The organism is Marinoscillum pacificum (assembly GCF_024714495.1).
GTDB lineage: Bacteria > Bacteroidota > Bacteroidia > Cytophagales > Cyclobacteriaceae > Marinoscillum > Marinoscillum pacificum.
The window spans coordinates 23741-39818 of record NZ_JAMZMJ010000002.1; the positions used below are offsets into that span (position 1 = coordinate 23741).

General features: G+C 40.7%; 17 protein-coding genes. 8 read left to right on the forward strand and 9 right to left on the reverse strand.

What is annotated here, in order from left to right:
* Position 1: 1 nt before the first annotated feature.
* Genes gldG through NXS00_RS07165 form a run of 4 tightly spaced genes read right to left on the reverse strand, consistent with a single transcriptional unit; the run spans position 2 to position 4015 of the window.
* Complete coding sequence (gene gldG / locus NXS00_RS07150; protein ID WP_258098468.1) at positions 2 to 1684, reverse strand: gliding motility-associated ABC transporter substrate-binding protein GldG; 1683 nt, start codon at positions 1682 to 1684, stop codon at positions 2 to 4.
* Positions 1681 to 2406: a gliding motility-associated ABC transporter permease subunit GldF gene (gene gldF / locus NXS00_RS07155; protein WP_258098469.1), complete on the reverse strand. Its 726-nt coding sequence runs from the start codon at positions 2404 to 2406 to the stop codon at positions 1681 to 1683. Before gldF ends, gldG begins: the two co-directional genes overlap by 4 nt.
* Positions 2403 to 3311 (reverse strand): gliding motility-associated ABC transporter ATP-binding subunit GldA, encoded by a 909-nt coding sequence (gldA, locus tag NXS00_RS07160; RefSeq protein ID WP_258098470.1) that lies wholly within the window; start codon positions 3309 to 3311, stop codon positions 2403 to 2405. The genes gldF and gldA overlap by 4 nt, the downstream gene beginning before the upstream one ends.
* Positions 3312 to 3316: 5 nt before the next feature.
* Positions 3317 to 4015 carry an SDR family oxidoreductase gene (locus NXS00_RS07165; RefSeq protein ID WP_258098471.1) on the reverse strand — a complete coding sequence of 233 codons (699 nt, stop codon included), beginning with the start codon at positions 4013 to 4015 and terminating at the stop codon, positions 3317 to 3319.
* Positions 4016 to 4141: 126 nt separating this feature from the next.
* On the opposite strand from NXS00_RS07165, the gene NXS00_RS07170 reads away from it, so the two are divergent.
* A complete protein-coding gene (locus NXS00_RS07170) occupies positions 4142 to 4669 on the forward strand; it encodes an NADPH-dependent FMN reductase (RefSeq protein WP_258098472.1) in 528 nt (175 codons plus the stop codon).
* Here the strand turns inward: NXS00_RS07170 and NXS00_RS07175 are convergent.
* Positions 4666 to 5223 carry a sterol desaturase family protein gene (locus NXS00_RS07175; protein WP_258098473.1) on the reverse strand — a complete coding sequence of 186 codons (558 nt, stop codon included), beginning with the start codon at positions 5221 to 5223 and terminating at the stop codon, positions 4666 to 4668. The two genes, NXS00_RS07170 and NXS00_RS07175, sit on opposite strands and share 4 nt — an antisense overlap.
* A 161-nt stretch (positions 5224 to 5384) precedes the next feature.
* On the opposite strand from NXS00_RS07175, the gene NXS00_RS07180 reads away from it, so the two are divergent.
* From NXS00_RS07180 to NXS00_RS07190, 3 genes are all read left to right on the forward strand, one after another.
* Positions 5385 to 5723, forward strand: a complete 339-nt coding sequence (locus tag NXS00_RS07180) for a hypothetical protein (protein WP_258098474.1) — start codon at positions 5385 to 5387, stop codon at positions 5721 to 5723.
* A gap of 4 nt (positions 5724 to 5727) precedes the next feature.
* Positions 5728 to 6021 (forward strand): hypothetical protein, encoded by a 294-nt coding sequence (locus tag NXS00_RS07185; protein ID WP_258098475.1) that lies wholly within the window; start codon positions 5728 to 5730, stop codon positions 6019 to 6021.
* An 89-nt stretch (positions 6022 to 6110) separates the two neighbouring features.
* Positions 6111 to 6401, forward strand: coding sequence for a hypothetical protein (locus NXS00_RS07190; protein ID WP_258098476.1), 291 nt, complete (start codon positions 6111 to 6113; stop codon positions 6399 to 6401).
* 5 nt (positions 6402 to 6406) lie between these two features.
* On the opposite strand, the gene NXS00_RS07195 is transcribed toward NXS00_RS07190, so the two are convergent.
* From NXS00_RS07195 to NXS00_RS07205, 3 genes are all read right to left on the reverse strand, one after another.
* A complete protein-coding gene (locus NXS00_RS07195; RefSeq protein WP_258098477.1) occupies positions 6407 to 7528 on the reverse strand; it encodes a lactonase family protein in 1122 nt (373 codons plus the stop codon).
* Positions 7529 to 7624: 96 nt separating this feature from the next.
* Positions 7625 to 8638: an alpha/beta hydrolase gene (locus NXS00_RS07200; protein WP_258098478.1), complete on the reverse strand. Its 1014-nt coding sequence runs from the start codon at positions 8636 to 8638 to the stop codon at positions 7625 to 7627.
* A gap of 7 nt (positions 8639 to 8645) precedes the next feature.
* Positions 8646 to 11036 carry a glycoside hydrolase family 3 C-terminal domain-containing protein gene (locus tag NXS00_RS07205; RefSeq protein ID WP_258098479.1) on the reverse strand — a complete coding sequence of 797 codons (2391 nt, stop codon included), beginning with the start codon at positions 11034 to 11036 and terminating at the stop codon, positions 8646 to 8648.
* Between the two features lie 79 nt (positions 11037 to 11115).
* On the opposite strand from NXS00_RS07205, the gene NXS00_RS07210 reads away from it, so the two are divergent.
* The 4 genes from NXS00_RS07210 to NXS00_RS07225 all read left to right on the forward strand — a co-directional run bounded on the left by NXS00_RS07210 (position 11116) and on the right by NXS00_RS07225 (position 15430).
* Positions 11116 to 11859, forward strand: a complete 744-nt coding sequence (locus NXS00_RS07210; RefSeq protein WP_258098480.1) for an NUDIX hydrolase — start codon at positions 11116 to 11118, stop codon at positions 11857 to 11859.
* Between the two features lie 39 nt (positions 11860 to 11898).
* The gene (locus NXS00_RS07215) at positions 11899 to 12540 is read left to right on the forward strand and encodes a hypothetical protein (RefSeq protein WP_258098481.1); all 642 of its coding nucleotides are present in this window, start codon (positions 11899 to 11901) and stop codon (positions 12538 to 12540) included.
* A gap of 56 nt (positions 12541 to 12596) precedes the next feature.
* A complete protein-coding gene (locus NXS00_RS07220) occupies positions 12597 to 13409 on the forward strand; it encodes a M57 family metalloprotease (protein WP_258098482.1) in 813 nt (270 codons plus the stop codon).
* 98 nt (positions 13410 to 13507) lie between these two features.
* A complete protein-coding gene (locus NXS00_RS07225; RefSeq protein ID WP_258098483.1) occupies positions 13508 to 15430 on the forward strand; it encodes an OmpA family protein in 1923 nt (640 codons plus the stop codon).
* 105 nt (positions 15431 to 15535) lie between these two features.
* Here NXS00_RS07225 and NXS00_RS07230 read toward each other — a convergent pair whose 3' ends face one another.
* Positions 15536 to 16066 carry a DUF4199 domain-containing protein gene (locus NXS00_RS07230; protein ID WP_258098484.1) on the reverse strand — a complete coding sequence of 177 codons (531 nt, stop codon included), beginning with the start codon at positions 16064 to 16066 and terminating at the stop codon, positions 15536 to 15538.
* Positions 16067 to 16078 lie beyond the last annotated feature (12 nt).

Here is a 16078-nt window from a genome sequence, read left to right on the forward strand (position 1 = left end):
ATCAGAACTTATTAGATCGTTTTCTCAAATAGACTTTTACCAGACCAAACAGAATTAGCAACACTATAGGTATCACGATGTTAATGATCTGCCATTGCACTTTTTCTGCTCTTACCTTCACCTTATTCAAAGGACGAATCTTCACTTCCTTGGATCTGGTTTGAATCAAACCATCTTCATCCACCAGGTAATCAATGATGTTCTTGACCAGGTTTTCATTTCCGTAGGAGCTCTGACTGTAAGGCATCGTACCGAGTGGCAAAGGCTGTCCGTTTTCAGGGTTCAATTCATTGGTAATAATGTTACCATCAGCAATCACCACAATCTTACTCTTAGCTCCATCATCTATTTTATCCACATTTCGGAAAGCAGGTGGAGCAAATCTATTTTTATAGAGCGAAGTAAAGTTCCCTTCCAACAAATAGCCCATCACCTGAGGTCCCGCTTGAAAAGCTTCAGGACGTAGTGTGCCTCGGAGATCGTTCAAGCTAACTTCCACAGGGTATCCAATTACTTTAGAATTAGCTGAACTTGAGAATAAAGGATATTTGTTCACACCAGGCGCTTTAACCGTATCAATAGATGAGGCCATTTTCAACATGACGGCATCCATATTTCGAACCACAGGATGAGTACCGTAATTGGTTATTACTGGAAAATACGGCCAATCCAACATAGTGATTTGTGCTTGATCTCCAATATTACCAGTGATTACCGGAAGCTGCCCTGCATTTAAATCAGCAACATAATTCTGATTAATTCGGATACCATACTTGAATAGCAAATCCTCCAGGTTCGTCTTCACCGGAATAGCCACCGAACTGCTCATTAATGCACTATCAATATTAATGCTCAGCACATCCATGAAGAAAGCCAATCGACCTCCTTTCATTACGTACTGATCTAGTAGGAATTTCTCATCGTCTGTAAACTCTGCACTTGGCTTAGTGATCAAAAGCAAATCATATCCAACCAACGGCGTTGATTTTTCAGGCAGGTTTACCTTGAATAGATCGTATTTTGACAGTACCAAATTGGTCAAACCACCTAGCAATGTAGAGTCTGGCTCGTCGTGTCCTGTTACCAATCCGATACGCTTTCTTCCTGAGCTTGCTAATTGCTGAATCGTATTGGCAAATTCATATTCCAACCCTTCTATGGATTGGTTGATAATCTCATCCGGATTACCTGCCCTACTTCCTTTCAACAAGTTGACTGCTAATTCTCTACCTTGATAGGTTACAATAGCACCCGGGAAAATCATTTTCTGCGTGTTCTGTCCATCTTTTGAGAAGTTCAGGTTGGTCGGTTGAATTCCCTGATTGATCAACCCCTGGAAGAATTGATTTCTAGCTTGCGTACTTTGTGCTTGTGTGGGATCTACAAAACGAACATCAAAACTACCCGTGCTGTAAATAGCGAACTCTTCTAGCGTCTCTCGAATGCCTTTTTGGAAACGAATAAAATTGGATGGCAACTCCCCCGCCAAGTATACCTCAATAACCACATCACCTTCCAGTCTTCCTAATAGGTTCTTGGTAGCATCGGAAATGCTGTAACGTTTTTCTTCGGTCATATCCAGTCTAAACTGGAAGCGATTGGCTACCTGAAAAGCCAACCAAATAATCATCAGACCAATACCGAATCGAAGCAACAACGCTATTTTATGATTTGTCTGACTCATTTTCTTGATCCGATTATAAGTTGAGTCAATAATAACATAATGGCGATAAGGCTCACGAAATACACAATATCGACCAAATCCAACAATCCTCTACTGATAGATGAATAGTGTGCCATAATTCCGAACTCCGAGATGTAATAAGACCAATCAGCCCAAACGTTGATTGAGGCCATAGAATCAATTCCGGTATAGAAAAAGAAGGATAGAAATGCTGCCAGAATGAACGACACTATCTGATTTCCTGTCAAAGCTGATGAAAGGATACCAATAGAAGTAAAGACACCTCCAAGAAGCACCAAACCAATGTATGAACCAATGATTCCCGGAGTATCCAGATTGCCAACAGGATTTCCTAAACTGCTCACTGAGAAGTAGTATACCAAAGTTGGAATCACCGAGAATAGTACCAGAAAGAACCCTGCGAAAAACTTACCTAAAATGATTTGAGAATCTCTAAACGGTAAGGTTTGCAACAATTCGATTGTTCCAGTACGTCGCTCTTCAGCAAATGACTTCATCGTGATGGCTGGAATCAAAAACATGAACACATACGGTCCAAAACTGAATAGTGGCTCCAATGAAGCATAGCCATAATCCAGAATATTGGTATCTGGAAACACCCACATGAGTAATCCAATACCAATCAAAAACACCCCGATCACCACATAAGCAATCAGCGAGTTTAGAAATTCGTTGACTTCTTTAATGAAGATGCTTATCATGATGCTTTCCCCTGGGTTAGTCGGTGAAATATTTCTTCTAAAGAGTTCTGAGCTTTGGTCAAACTGCTCAATGGCAAGTCGTGCTCAGAGGTAATTCGCAAAAGTTCTGCTCTCAGATCCGAACGATCAGATTCTATTAAGTAGGCATTCTTACCGTAATCTTTCAATTCGAAACCGGCTTCTGCGAACACTGCATTATTCACAGGCTTTTCAAACTCCATGATAATTCCGGAAGTATTGCCCAGACCTTCTTTGAGCTTTGACAGCTCGTCATTCACAACCATATTGCCACGATCGATGATCACTACATGATCACAAATCGCCTCCACTTCCTGCATGATATGGGTAGAAAGAATAACTGTCTTGTCAGCACTGATATTCTTAATGACCTGACGTATTTCTAATATCTGATTTGGGTCCAAACCAGAAGTAGGTTCATCCAAAATCAACACCTTAGGATCATGAATCAATGATTTGGCCAAACCAACGCGCTGACGATATCCCTTAGAAAGAGCTGACAATCTTTTGCTTCGCTCTCTTTCTAATCCAACGAGCTCAATCATCTCCTCCACACGCTTTTTGGCATTTTTCAGGCTATAGGCACTTGCCACGAATCCTAAAAATTCGCGCACGTACATGTCCAGGTAAAGCGGATTATGCTCAGGCAAATAACCTATAATCCGCTTTGCTGCAATGGGATTTTCCTCCACATCAATTCCATCAACTAAAATTTTACCTGAAGTTGGGCGAATGTACCCAGTGGCCATTTTCATGGTAGTTGACTTCCCGGCGCCATTTGGCCCGAGAAAACCAGTGATCATTCCTTCAGATGCTTCGAAGGAGATTCCATTCACGGCAGTTTGCTCTCCAAAAACTTTAGTTAGCTGCTGGATTGATACGGACATATGCATTACTTCCCTTTAGGTCTTAGTGGTCTGATCTCCAAATCTACAGGAAGATAGTTAGGATGTGTATTTAGAAGATCAATTATCGACTTAGCAACGTCCTGAGGGCGCATCATATTGTCATGAGCATCATATCCGTCGATATCATCGAAGAAATTAGTCTTCACACTTCCTGGATAAACGTTGGTCACTTTGATTCCCCAGTCTCTTAGCTCCATAAACAATGAGTGCCCAAAACCTGTCACAGCATGCTTTGTAGCCGCATAGCCAGACATGTTTTTCACGGGATTCAATCCTGCGATAGAACTTACATTGACAATGTGCCCCTGATCCATTTTCTTCATCTGAGGAACAACAGCCCTGGTGCAATACATCAAGCCATGCACGTTCACATCAAACATTCCTTTCCAGTCTTCGATATTCAACTCGTCAATTGCTCCAGCAACACCGTAACCAGCGTTGTTGATCAAAAATTGAACATCATCTCCGAATCGATTGACAGTCTCTTTATAAGCACTCTCTACAGAATCTAAATCTGCTACATTCGTCTCAATGAAATAAAAATCATCGTGAATTAACTCCGGCTGGCTTCTGCTCCATCCTGCTACTTTCACTCCTTCTTCCAGAAGAAGTTTAGCTACTTCAAGTCCAATTCCTTTACTTACACCGGTTACTATAGCAACTTTGCCTTGTAGGTTATCCATATTCCTGTTAGTGGTTTGCAATTTGTTTGATTTTGTGATTAATAACAACTTGGAAAACATTCAGCCCACTAAAGAGTTCACCGGATTGATATTTTTATCTACCATTCATTCTTCTAATTTTGAGCTATGATAACCATTGTATGTTCTACGAACAGGAATGACGCGCTTTCATATCAAATAAGCCTCCTCTACCAACAGGTGCTGGCTGATTTGGGTGCAGAAAGTGAAATTCTCAATTTGAATGATCTTCCAGCTGATTTTGCCTTTTCAGCATTGTATGAAAATTCAGGAAAGAATGAACAGTTCAACACATTCAGTACTCATATGAGTCAAGCTCAAAAATATGTGTTCATAGTACCAGAATACAATGGTTCTTTCCCGGGAGTATTGAAGACCTTCATCGACGGATTGGAATATCCCAACACATTCAAAAACAAGAAATGTGCTTTAGTTGGCCTCTCTTCTGGAGTGCAAGGTGGTGGATTAGCCTTAAGCCACTTAACTGACATCTTTAATTACTGCGGCATGAATGTGCTTGCTCTTAAACCAAAACTAGCACGCATAGAAGCTCATATAGATGGTGATTTCCAAATCACCAACAACCTGTACATGCAGCTGCTAAAAGAGCAAGCAGAAAAATTTATCGAGTTTTAATTCTCTTTTGGTAACGTCCCAAAAACCACATCCCAAAGCAAAGTACTCACACCAAATGCCTTGTCCTCAGGATATTTATAGTGATGCATTGCGTGGTATTTCCATAGCCTTTTGAACATAAAAAACTTAGGTGTTTTGAAACGATGCTGTGCATAGTGTATGGAAATGTAAAGCAAATAACCAAACACGAATCCTGGGAAGAAGGCAATAGCCAGGTTCCCAAGTGCTAACCAAAACAAGCCGTAAAACAATGACAATAGCAAAAGTGCTGGAACAGGCGGCATTGCCAATCTGGTTGGATCTTTAGGATATTGGTGGTGGATACCATGTCCCATGTGCTGGATTTTCAACAGCCACTTCTTCTCTGTATGCACATGATAGACATATCGGTGCACCCAATATTCTGCTAATGTCCAGGTAAGCCATCCAGCAAAGAACAGTCCGATTACAGTTTGCCATGCTACTTGCCGAAATGCGAAATAACAAAACGTAATCACAATGATAGAGTGCATGGTCACCGGAATGGAAATATGCGTGCGAGTAAGTTTCTCCATGAAACCATTTGTAAACAACTCGTCAGTCCCTTCATTCTTGGGCCTCAAATGTTCGGGTATTTGATAGAATTTATTCTCCATGCTGCAAAGCACTCTTAGAGCGAACTATGCGCCAATGACTAAAATCAGCTGCTGTACAGAAGTATTTCATCCATTACCGTTTGGCAACCTTTAACTGCGGTTTTACGATTAATAATAGTATGATGATGGGTGCTGGTTTCATACGGAATATGATCGCTTCTAGCAAAGACAACAGATCTTTGCTAAAAGGTCCGGATGATGCTGTCTTCAAGAACTTTGACACTAAGTCCTATCAGGTGAAGAAGAAGAATCGAATCATTCCTTCCTTCAAAAAAGCATCCCCAGAAATGCTAGCCGCAATCCGGCTAAATCTTCTCGCTGAAAATGAAAGGATTGCTAAAATCAAGAGAAACATACTCCTGATTAGTTCAGCAGTGGCATGTGCATGCCTAATATTTATTCTTGTAGCTAAACTTTAAGACAATGGCAGGATCAGGAGGTTTAGTTCATGACATGGTTAAAACAACCAATAACAACCGGTCACTATTAAAAAAAGCAAGTGGAACTTATGGAAGTTTTGATCATGCATCCTATGCCCTTCCAAAGAATAGCAAAACACCCGCTTTCAAAGAAGCTTCACCAGAAATATTAGCAGACATTCAAGAAAAGATGAATCTTCAAAATGCTGAAACCGCAAGAAAGAAGCGCATCATCATCATTGCAGCAACTACAGCAGCAATCATTTGTATGGCCATCATGCTACTCGTGAAGTTCTAATATCAACTGACGAATATCAGTCTTCATCAAGACCATTTTCAGCCGATTTCGGACATCCTTTAGCCGTCATTTTCGATTATATAAGTATTATGATAAGCGCAGGATACTTACGAGACATGGTTAAGACCACACAGCTTAACAGATCTCTTTTAAAAGCAAGTGAAGCAGGTAAGTTCAACAACTTCGATAGAGAGGCTTACCTGGGTGAAAGCAAAACCAGAACAATACTCACCTTCAAACAAGCGAGCCCAGAGCTACTGATAGCCATCAGAGATCAGATGATATCCCAAAACAAAAGAAACACACAATACAGTGAAGCAGTATTCCTTCTAAGCACTCTTTTTGGAGGCTTACTTGCAGCTATTATGTTTTGGCTTTGAGCCTATCAGAATTTCAAACATACAGGGTGAGACATCTTGAACTCATTGCCTGTATATTCCAGCAATCCTGTTTCAGCATCACGCTTAAACACCGTGATATTGTCTGAGTTTTGGTTAGCTACTAACAAGAATGCGCCATCAGGTGAGATGGTGAAATTCCTTGGCCAATCTCCGCGAACATTTTCTGTACCTAGTAGCTCCAAATTTCCGTCTTCCTGAATTTTGAAAATAGCAATACTCTGATCCCCTCTGTTGGATACATAAACAAACTTACCATCAGGGCTCACATGAATATCGGCACAGTAACTCGCATCCGTAAAACCTTCAGGCAATGTACTCTTCCGGTCTATCAATGAGAACTTACCCGTTTCTTTATCCACTGAAGCAGACATAATCATACTATTCAATTCCGTTACTATGAATACTAAATCCTTTGTAGGATGAAACTCTAGATGTCTTGGACCATCTCCAGCTTCAGCCACTAACGCAGTTGCAGCTCCTCCTAATCGATTATTATTCACTGGATAAGCCAATACCTGATCAATACCCAAATCAATTACATACAAGAACCTTCCGTCTTTTGAGAATTGGGAAAAATGAGCATGAGGCTCTCCTTGTCGCTCAGCATTGGCACTCGAACCATAATGCTGAAACTCACTAAAGCCTTTTGATAATTGTCCATTAGTGCCAATGGTATAAATCCCACCATTACCTGAACTATAATTAGCTACTGCAACCAGCCCTGAATTCGCATCGATAAAACAAGGATGTTTTCCATAAGTAGATACCGAATTGATCAAATCTAACTTTCCCTGCTCATTCCGTTTCCACGAAGAGATACTTCCCTCCTCGTCTTCACTTACACTGAAAATATACTTTGAGCTATCTCCAACAGCCAGAAATGAAGGATTGGAACTTGTTGCCAACAAAACCCTGTCGCTAAGCTCTCCAGTTGTAGGATCGAATTGCAACTGATAGATACCATCACTGCCATCTCCCGTGTATGTTCCCACCAATAGATCCAACGTTGAAGGTGAAGTACTTTCAGAAGTACTCTGTTCTTTATTAGATGAACATGAAGACATAATGATTAATACACTTAGAAGTGACAGTAAGGTTGATCTCATAGCTAAAAAATTGAGTGTGCAATATAGCCACCGAATTTTAGAAAAAAGAAAAGGCCCGAAACGGGCCTTATCTCCTAAACAACAATCTAACCAAACTTAATAAAGTGTCTTCTCTAGAAATGCCATTACCTGCCCCATTGCAGGCACTCCATCAGCTTCCCAGCTAATTTTCAAAAAATCATTACTTCCTGAGTCCATAAAAGCATGTGGACGCCCTTCATGAACCCAATATTCTACTTTATGACCAGCCTCTTTCAGCCTTTCCATATATTCTTTTACCGACTCTGGAGTAGTCAAATTATCATTACTCCCAACAGTGAATAGTTGAGGCGGAAGGTTTCGTTCGTACGATAATGGAATGTTATGGATTGGGCTAACAATTTTGTAGAAACCAGGATTATTCGCTGGAGTAATCACCCCTCCAAAAATGCTACGTGGTTGTGCTCCTCCTAATTGCCAGAAAATATTACCAGCACTTTCAAAACCTCCTTTGGCACTCGCATAAATATCAAACGCTCCATAACTAATCACAGCGCTTTGCACCTGGACGCCGCCTTGTTTCATCAAACTTTTACAAGTGACTCCTTCTGGTAAATAAGTTGGCTTAAATCCATATGGAGCCTGATCAAAGCCTGTATCACTTAGGTTGTAACCTCCGATTAAAACCATTTCAGCAAGATGACCACCAGCACTGTCTCCAGTTACGGCCACCTTATTCGGATTGCCTTTATGTTTTTCAATATTGTTCTGCACCCAAAGTACAGCACCTAAAGCATCCTCCACAATCTCGTTCATAGTTACTGTATTGTGTTGATCACCTAGCAATCGGTAATTCACATTACAAACAACATATTCACCATGTTCAACGACATATTTGGACATATCATTCATGATGGATTTGTTGTTGATCAACCAGCCACCACCATGAAAAATGATCAATACCGGATAGGAATCCTTGCCCGTGTCAGGTGTGTAAATGTCCATGGTTAAATCAAAATCCCCAGGACTTGCCCACAACACATTTTCTTCAAGAGTGTATTCGTTCAGCTTTTGCGCTGTAAGCGAGAACGTAGCAACCATTAGTAGAACTAAACTCAGTAAGTTTTTCATCAATAGATTATTTAGAGGTTAACTCATCTATTGCAACATCCGAGACCAAAGCTTTATTCACAGTTTCTACCACCAACTCTTCAGACACTTCAAATGATTGTACTTCGCGAATATCCTCGCTTGAAGCACCAATTTTCACCTGATAAGTACCTGGTTCTACAATCCATGCGGATCTCTCCGTATCGAATGAAGCGAGCGTTTTCGCAGACAAAGTCAGTGTCAATGCTTCACTAGCACCAGCCTTCAATAATCCTGTTTTATCAAACGCTTTTAGCTCCAATGCTGGTTTATCTAACAACCCTCCATCAGGAGCTGTCACATAAACTTGCACGATTTCTTTACCAGCTACATCGCCAACGTTTTTCACGTCAACAGAAACAGTAAATTCTTTACCATCAAATGTGGAGCTGCTCAAAGAAGCATTTCCATATTCGAAATCGGTGTATGACTGTCCAAAACCGAATGGATAGGAAGTTGCAATGTCAAAAGTGCTAAAATACCGGTATCCAACATAAATACCTTCTTCATAAGTCACTTTGGAAGGGAATCCCATAGAGATTGGTCCCATCATTACTTCCTCGGAGTCTGGCAAATTCTCACCAGGGAAGTTCTCCCCGCTCTTCACATCTTCATAGGTAACTGGGAATGTTGTTGGAATTTTTCCTGACGGATTTACCTTTCCTATAAGCACATCTGTCAAAGCATTACCTGCTTCTTGTCCTCCTTGCCATGCGAGCACAATAGCATCCACTTTATCCTTCCAGGAAGCTGTCTCTATCACATTACCGATGTTCAGCATAACCACTACTTTCTTGTTTTGTGAATGGAAAGCTTCGGACACCTTAGAAATCATGTCTTGCTCTGCTTCTGTCAGGTAAAAATCTCCAGATAATTGTCTGTCCTGAAATTCCCCAGAATTTCTACCGAGAGTGATGAAAGCAATATCACTTTCTTTGGCCTGAGCTAATACTTGAGAAGATGTTAAAGGTCTTTCTGCAATTGGAGGCAATAATTCAAAGAAGAAACGCTTCTCTGGTTGTTTTGCTTTTTCTTCTTCAATGTATGTTTTGTACTCGGAAGCTAATTCTTCATCTACAGTATAATTGGCATTTGCAAGACCTTCTACTAGTGAAACAGTGTATGCCTCATTCACATCTCCACTACCTGTACCTCCAGCTATAAACTCATACGAACCAACACCAAATGCTGCAATATTTTTTTGATTCTTAATTGGCAATATTTCATCATTTTTAAGCAAAACGATTCCTTCTGCCGCAGCTGCTCTAGCAATTTTAGCATTCGCTTCCAGGTTAGGCTTGTCCGAATATGGGTAATCAAAAAACACAGGTGATTGTAAAATGATTTTGATAATTCTCGCTGCATTGATATCAAGTACTGATTCTGCCAATTCTCCTTTTTTCACTGCTTCCAGAATTGCTGTAGTTTGATTAGGAGTGCCAGGCATCAACAGATCATTTCCAGCCACCATTTGCGCTACAGGATCTTTTCCTGCAAACCAATCTGTCATAACCAACCCTTCAAAACCCCAGTCATCACGAAGGATGGTTGTCAACAAATCTTTGTTCTCCGAAGCATAAGTACCATTCACTTTATTATAGGCACTCATGATGGTCCATGGCTGTGATTCTTTTACTGTAATCTCAAAGCCCCTTAGGTAAATTTCTCTCAATGCACGCTCACCGATGATGGCATCAACAAGCATCCTATTCGTTTCTTGATTATTCGCTGCAAAGTGCTTAACTGAAGTACCTACTCCATTGGACTCAACGCCATTCACCAAAGCAGCAGCCATCTTACCACTCAAAATTGGGTCTTCTGACAGGTACTCAAAGTTTCTTCCAGCTAATGGGTTTCTATGAATGTTTTGCGCCGGAGCAAGCAAGATATCAACTCCATATTCTTTCACTTCATTACCCATTGCTTTGCCAATGCTTTCTGCCAGCTCTACATCCCATGAACTTGCAATTAAAGTCTCAATAGGAAAAGCGGTGCAGTAAAAGGTCTGATCGGTAGAATCTCTTGTCGGAGAAATTCGCAGACCCGCAGGCCCATCCGCCAAAACGATAGAAGGTATTCCCAGCGAAGGAATAGCATGTGTACTACCTGCCGCACCTGCCACTTTTTCTTTTATGGCTCCAATTGGCATATCAGGCATGCTCAGATTCATCCCAACTCCCACTACTAAATCAACTTTTTCCTCGAGAGTCATTTTAGATACCGCATCAGCCGCACGATCATCCAAAGAAGCAGATGGATCTTCATACAAATCCATTTTGCCATTATTGTTAAGGTCTTTGTAGTCTGGAGCTTTCTCAGGACTACTACACGCTACCATTAGGGACAAGGCAGCTAAGGGGTAAAAAAATTGTTTCATCATCAGATTCATTGTGTCGTATTGACACAAACATAATTAATTAATCGAAAATTTTACCAACTTTGCCCGAAAAGGTGGAACCGTGAGTGAGACAACTAACCTGCATCCGGGATTATCAGTAGACTGTGTAATATTTGGCTTTCATGAAAATGAGCTGAAGGTCCTAATGCTTAAAATGAAGCAGATGGACAAATGGGCATTGCCTGGTGGATTTGTGAACATTAAGGAAGATGTAGACAAAGAAGCCATTAATATATTGCAACGTAGAACTGGACTAAAGGACATATTCCTTCACCAATTCCATTTGTTTGGCAATGTTTCCAGAAATAATCAAGCCTATGTTGACAAACTGGTCAAGAAAGGTGTCATAGAGCCTGACATGAAAGAATGGTTTCAACAACGGTTCATCACCGTAGGTTACTATGCATTGGTAGAATTCGCCAATGTACAAGAGCCCACTCCTGATAATATTTCTGATAAATGTGAATGGCTCCCACTTACCGAGTTACCAGATCTTATACTAGATCACTCGGAAATCATTCATAAAGCTCACCAGACTCTCAAAACACAACTAATTTATCAACCAATCGGAATCAATCTACTACCAGAAAAATTCACCATGCCGGAACTTCAGGCTTTGTATGAAACCTTATTGGAAAAAGAATTGGATCGAAGAAACTTCCGTAGAAAAATGCTGGCATACGATATTTTGATTCAAACTGACGAACGCAGAAAAGGAGGTGCTCACAAGGCTCCAATCCTATACAAGTTTGACAAAGACAAATACCATCAGGCCATTGAGAAGGGACTAAAATCAGGATGGTAAATAATTGATTACTAACTAAATAATCGCGAACTTAAGGAAATGTCAGATATATACATTTCCGAAGAAGTAGCTTCTGTTATTGATCTATACAAAGAGGTTAATTCTGCATTGAATGTATTGCAATTCCTTTCGGAAAAAGCCGAAATATTGCATCATGGTCATCAAACCAAACACCCTGGTGCTGTAATTGAAATCACCTGCTGGCACCCAGGTCTAATTGGCAAACCAGCAAGACAGATATTTGACACTCCATTTTCAGAAGACGATGCAAAGCTTACTATTAGTAGAATTCATGGCTTTCTAAATTGGGAAGAAGTCATCAACTCAAATCTCTATCTGAATAATCGTTTTGAGCTTGCAGTAGACAATCTCCTTCGAGGTGATATCAATACCTTGGAACATGTCCTCACTGAATCGCCCGAAATAGTCAACTTAGCTTCCAATTACCCACATCACGCAACGCTACTACATTACTGTGCAAGCAATGGTCTAGAAACAGAACGTCAAGTTGTTCCAGACAACCTACTGGAAATAGTAGAGCTATTGATAGAAAAAGGAGCAGACAAAAAGGCCAAAATGAAAGTTTATGGCGGAGAACACACTCCTACAGAATTAGCAGCCACTAGTTCTCACCCATTCAAAGCTGGCATGTCCACACAGCTCATCGATAAATTAAAGTAACACTTGACGTTTTTGTTAGATTAATGTAAATTAGAAAAAACCTAATTTCGTTAACTATGATTAAATTCAAATTAAAGCAGACTGCACTACTTGCAGCAGTATTAGCAATTTCATTTGCTTGTCAGGAGCAAAATGATGTAGTTACTCCAGAGCTACAAGATGTTCCCAAAGAAATCCTGGATCAAATTGATGCATTGGGATTTAATTCCAATGAAGTCAAAATGCACGATGGTATGCTGTTCATTGAAGGAGACATTGCCATCTCTGTCGAAGAGTTAAAGCAAATGCAACCAGGAAAAGACCTTGCAGTTGAAGAACATTATTCTACTGACAATTTAGTTTCTGGCTCACCGCGAACTATCAATGTTTATGTGAACATGCCTCAAAAATATCTGGATGCTACAGATATAGCTATAAGCAGATATAACTCAGAGGGTCTAAACCTAACCTTCCAAAGGGTAACTAGCTCAGGTTCCGCAGACATTACCATCACAGCATCACCATGGTACTACTATTGGTTTGGCATTTTGGGATCTGCTGGATTCCCTACTGCGTCCGGTGACCCTCACAATCAAATCCTGATGACACGTGCCTATTACGATGGTGTAAGCAATATCAATGGACTTGCAACCACTATTGCTCATGAGATGGGACATTGCATTGGTTTTAGACACACAGACTACATGGACAGAAGCTACAGCTGTGGTGGCGCTGCAGATGATGAAGGCGATGGAGGTGTTGGGGACAACTACATCCCGGGCACACCTACAGGACCAGACGCCAATTCATGGATGCTAGCTTGTGGAAGTCCAGAAGGAGACCGACCATTCACTGCCAATGATAAAATCGCTCTCGATTATCTTTATTGATTAATTAATACTTGATAGATCAGTTGGAAGCCCTGACCATACGTCAGGGCTTTTTTATTTTGCATTAATTCTTTACTTTCTAGCATATTTTTGAGTTTATGAAGAAAATTATCCAACCAGTAACTTTCCTGATTCTCATTACCCTTTCATTTTGGGCTAGTGCCCAGGATGCCCGAGAATCCTACACTGATGGAATGAGCGCACTGAATCGTGGCAATTTCCAGCAAGCAATTAATAAGTTTAAAGAAGCTGTTAACCTGAAAAACGACTATCAGGATGCCTGGTACTACCTGGGGATTAGCTTTGGTTATGCCAAAGACTATCAAAATGTAGTGTACTCAATGAGTAGACTTAAAACAATTAACCCAAACTACAATCCATGGATGTATTACGAAGCCTGTAAAGCTTTGACAGAACTGGATAATTTGGAAGATGCAGAGAATGCTGCAAACATGTTCTTATCCAAATTAGAAGATAAGCCAATTAACATGGCATCTCGCCATCAGGGGGTTTACCGGCTAAACTATGCGGTAGAAAGCAGAAAAGTAAGAGCAGCTAAACCAACGATGACTGCTCCTCAACCTATAGCGACCTTAAATAGTAAATCAGGTGATTACATGCCGCAGGTAAATCCTACAGGTACTCGCCTTTATTTCACCAGTGTTAGAAAAGGTGGGTTTGATAATCCAGACGCCAATGACCCAACAGACTTTGGTGAAGACTTATATTACTCCTCTCTAGTCAATAATGCCTGGAGTGCTCCAAAATTGCTTCCAGAGCCACTAAACTCCATGGGAGATGACTTTGGGTCTGCCTTTACAGGTGATGGTCAGGTAATGGTTTACGTAAAATGTGATACCGAAGAAGGCATTGGCAATTGTGACCTTTATATCACCCAGCTGGTAGGAACAGAATGGTCCAAACCGGTAAACATGGGTAATGTGGTCAACTCTGATGATTGGGACTCACAACCTACTATCAGTGCAGATGGAAACAGAGTCATCTACACCTCAGCACGCGCAGGAGGTTATGGTGGATCTGACATCTACATGATAGAAAAGAATCAATTGGGCGAATGGGGTATTCCTCAGAACCTAGGTGGTATTGTCAACACTCCTTTTAATGAAAATAGCCCGTACCTAGCTCCTGATGGTAAAACCTTATACTTTGCTAGTAATGGACATCCCGGATTTGGTGGAATGGATATTTTCTACTGCATTTTTGAAAATGGTAAGTGGTCAACACCGAAGAACCTTGGTGCTCCACTCAACTCAAGAGGTGATGACACCAACTTCAGTATTTCTGCAGAAGGAATGGGATACTTCTCCTCCTCAAGACTAGACGGGTCCAACTTCGAGATCTTCCAAATCGAGCTTCCTGATGAACTGAAACCTAAACCAACGGTGGTTGTACAAGGAATTGTATCCAACTCTAAAACACTGGCCCCAATTGGTGCAGTAGTATTGATTGAAGACATCAACTCAGGTGAATTGATCAGTGTGAATAAGAGCAACTCGTCGAGTGGTGAATACCTGGTTGTACTTCCTGCTGGTAGAAATTACAGCGTATCCGCTAGTAGCAAGGGCTTCTTCTTCTACTCACAGAGTTTTGAAATTCCTGCCGATACAAGCTACCAGGAAATCATCAATAACATTGCTCTAGAGCCGATAGAAAAAGGAACTAAAGTTGTCTTGAACAACATCTTCTTTGAAAGCGGTAGAGCAGAGTTGAAACCAATAAGCTATGTGGAGTTAAACAAAGCTGTTGACTTACTGAAAGACAACAACACCATGGTGATTGAAATTGGTGGTCATACAGATGATGTTGGTTCGGATGAGCTAAACTTGTCTCTTTCTCAAACACGTGCTGATGCCGTACGACAATACATGGTTTTAGCTGGCATTGAAGAAAACCGAGTCAGAAGTAAAGGCTATGGCGAAACCCAACCAATTGCAGACAATAGTACTGCGGAAGGGAAAGCCAAAAACAGAAGAACAGAATTTGAAATCGTAGAGTTTTAATAACTGAATTAAGCTGTCTCAAAAGGAATTTTTATTTGACATTTTGAGGTAACGGAAAAGGTTTCCCCAAAGTCGAAATGACATCTTTTGAGACAGCCCTTTTTTTTATTTCTTCTTCCAAACCAATGCCGAAATCAACGCCACGATTAAGCCGATTGGAAGGATCTCAACAATAGTCATCCCAATCATATTCAATGGCTGTCTATACCAATCCATAAAACTGGCCATCTCTTCTCTTTTCGCTTCTAATTCAACACCGGTCATGCCGCTTTCTTCTAAAGATTTCAATTGGCTAGCCATAAACTGATCTGGAAAATCAGGAATGAACAGTGGAAAATAAATCATCCAACCAGCTACATAAATGAATGTCGTAACCAACACGATGTACATTCCAATCAAATAAGCTTTTCCAAAAGAGATAGAGCCATTCAGTTCCTTATCTCGGTAATTTTTAACCCCGATGAATACAGCAACGAAAGCAAGCAACATGGCAGCATAGCCCAATATCTCACTTCGTTCCATATTAAAGCTACCGTCTTCATTGGACAACACTTGATGAGCCAAATACCAACCAAAAACAATAATTGCTCCTCCAATAGCTCCATATTTCAATGCATATAATAGATTCTTTTTCATAATAGTAAGTCG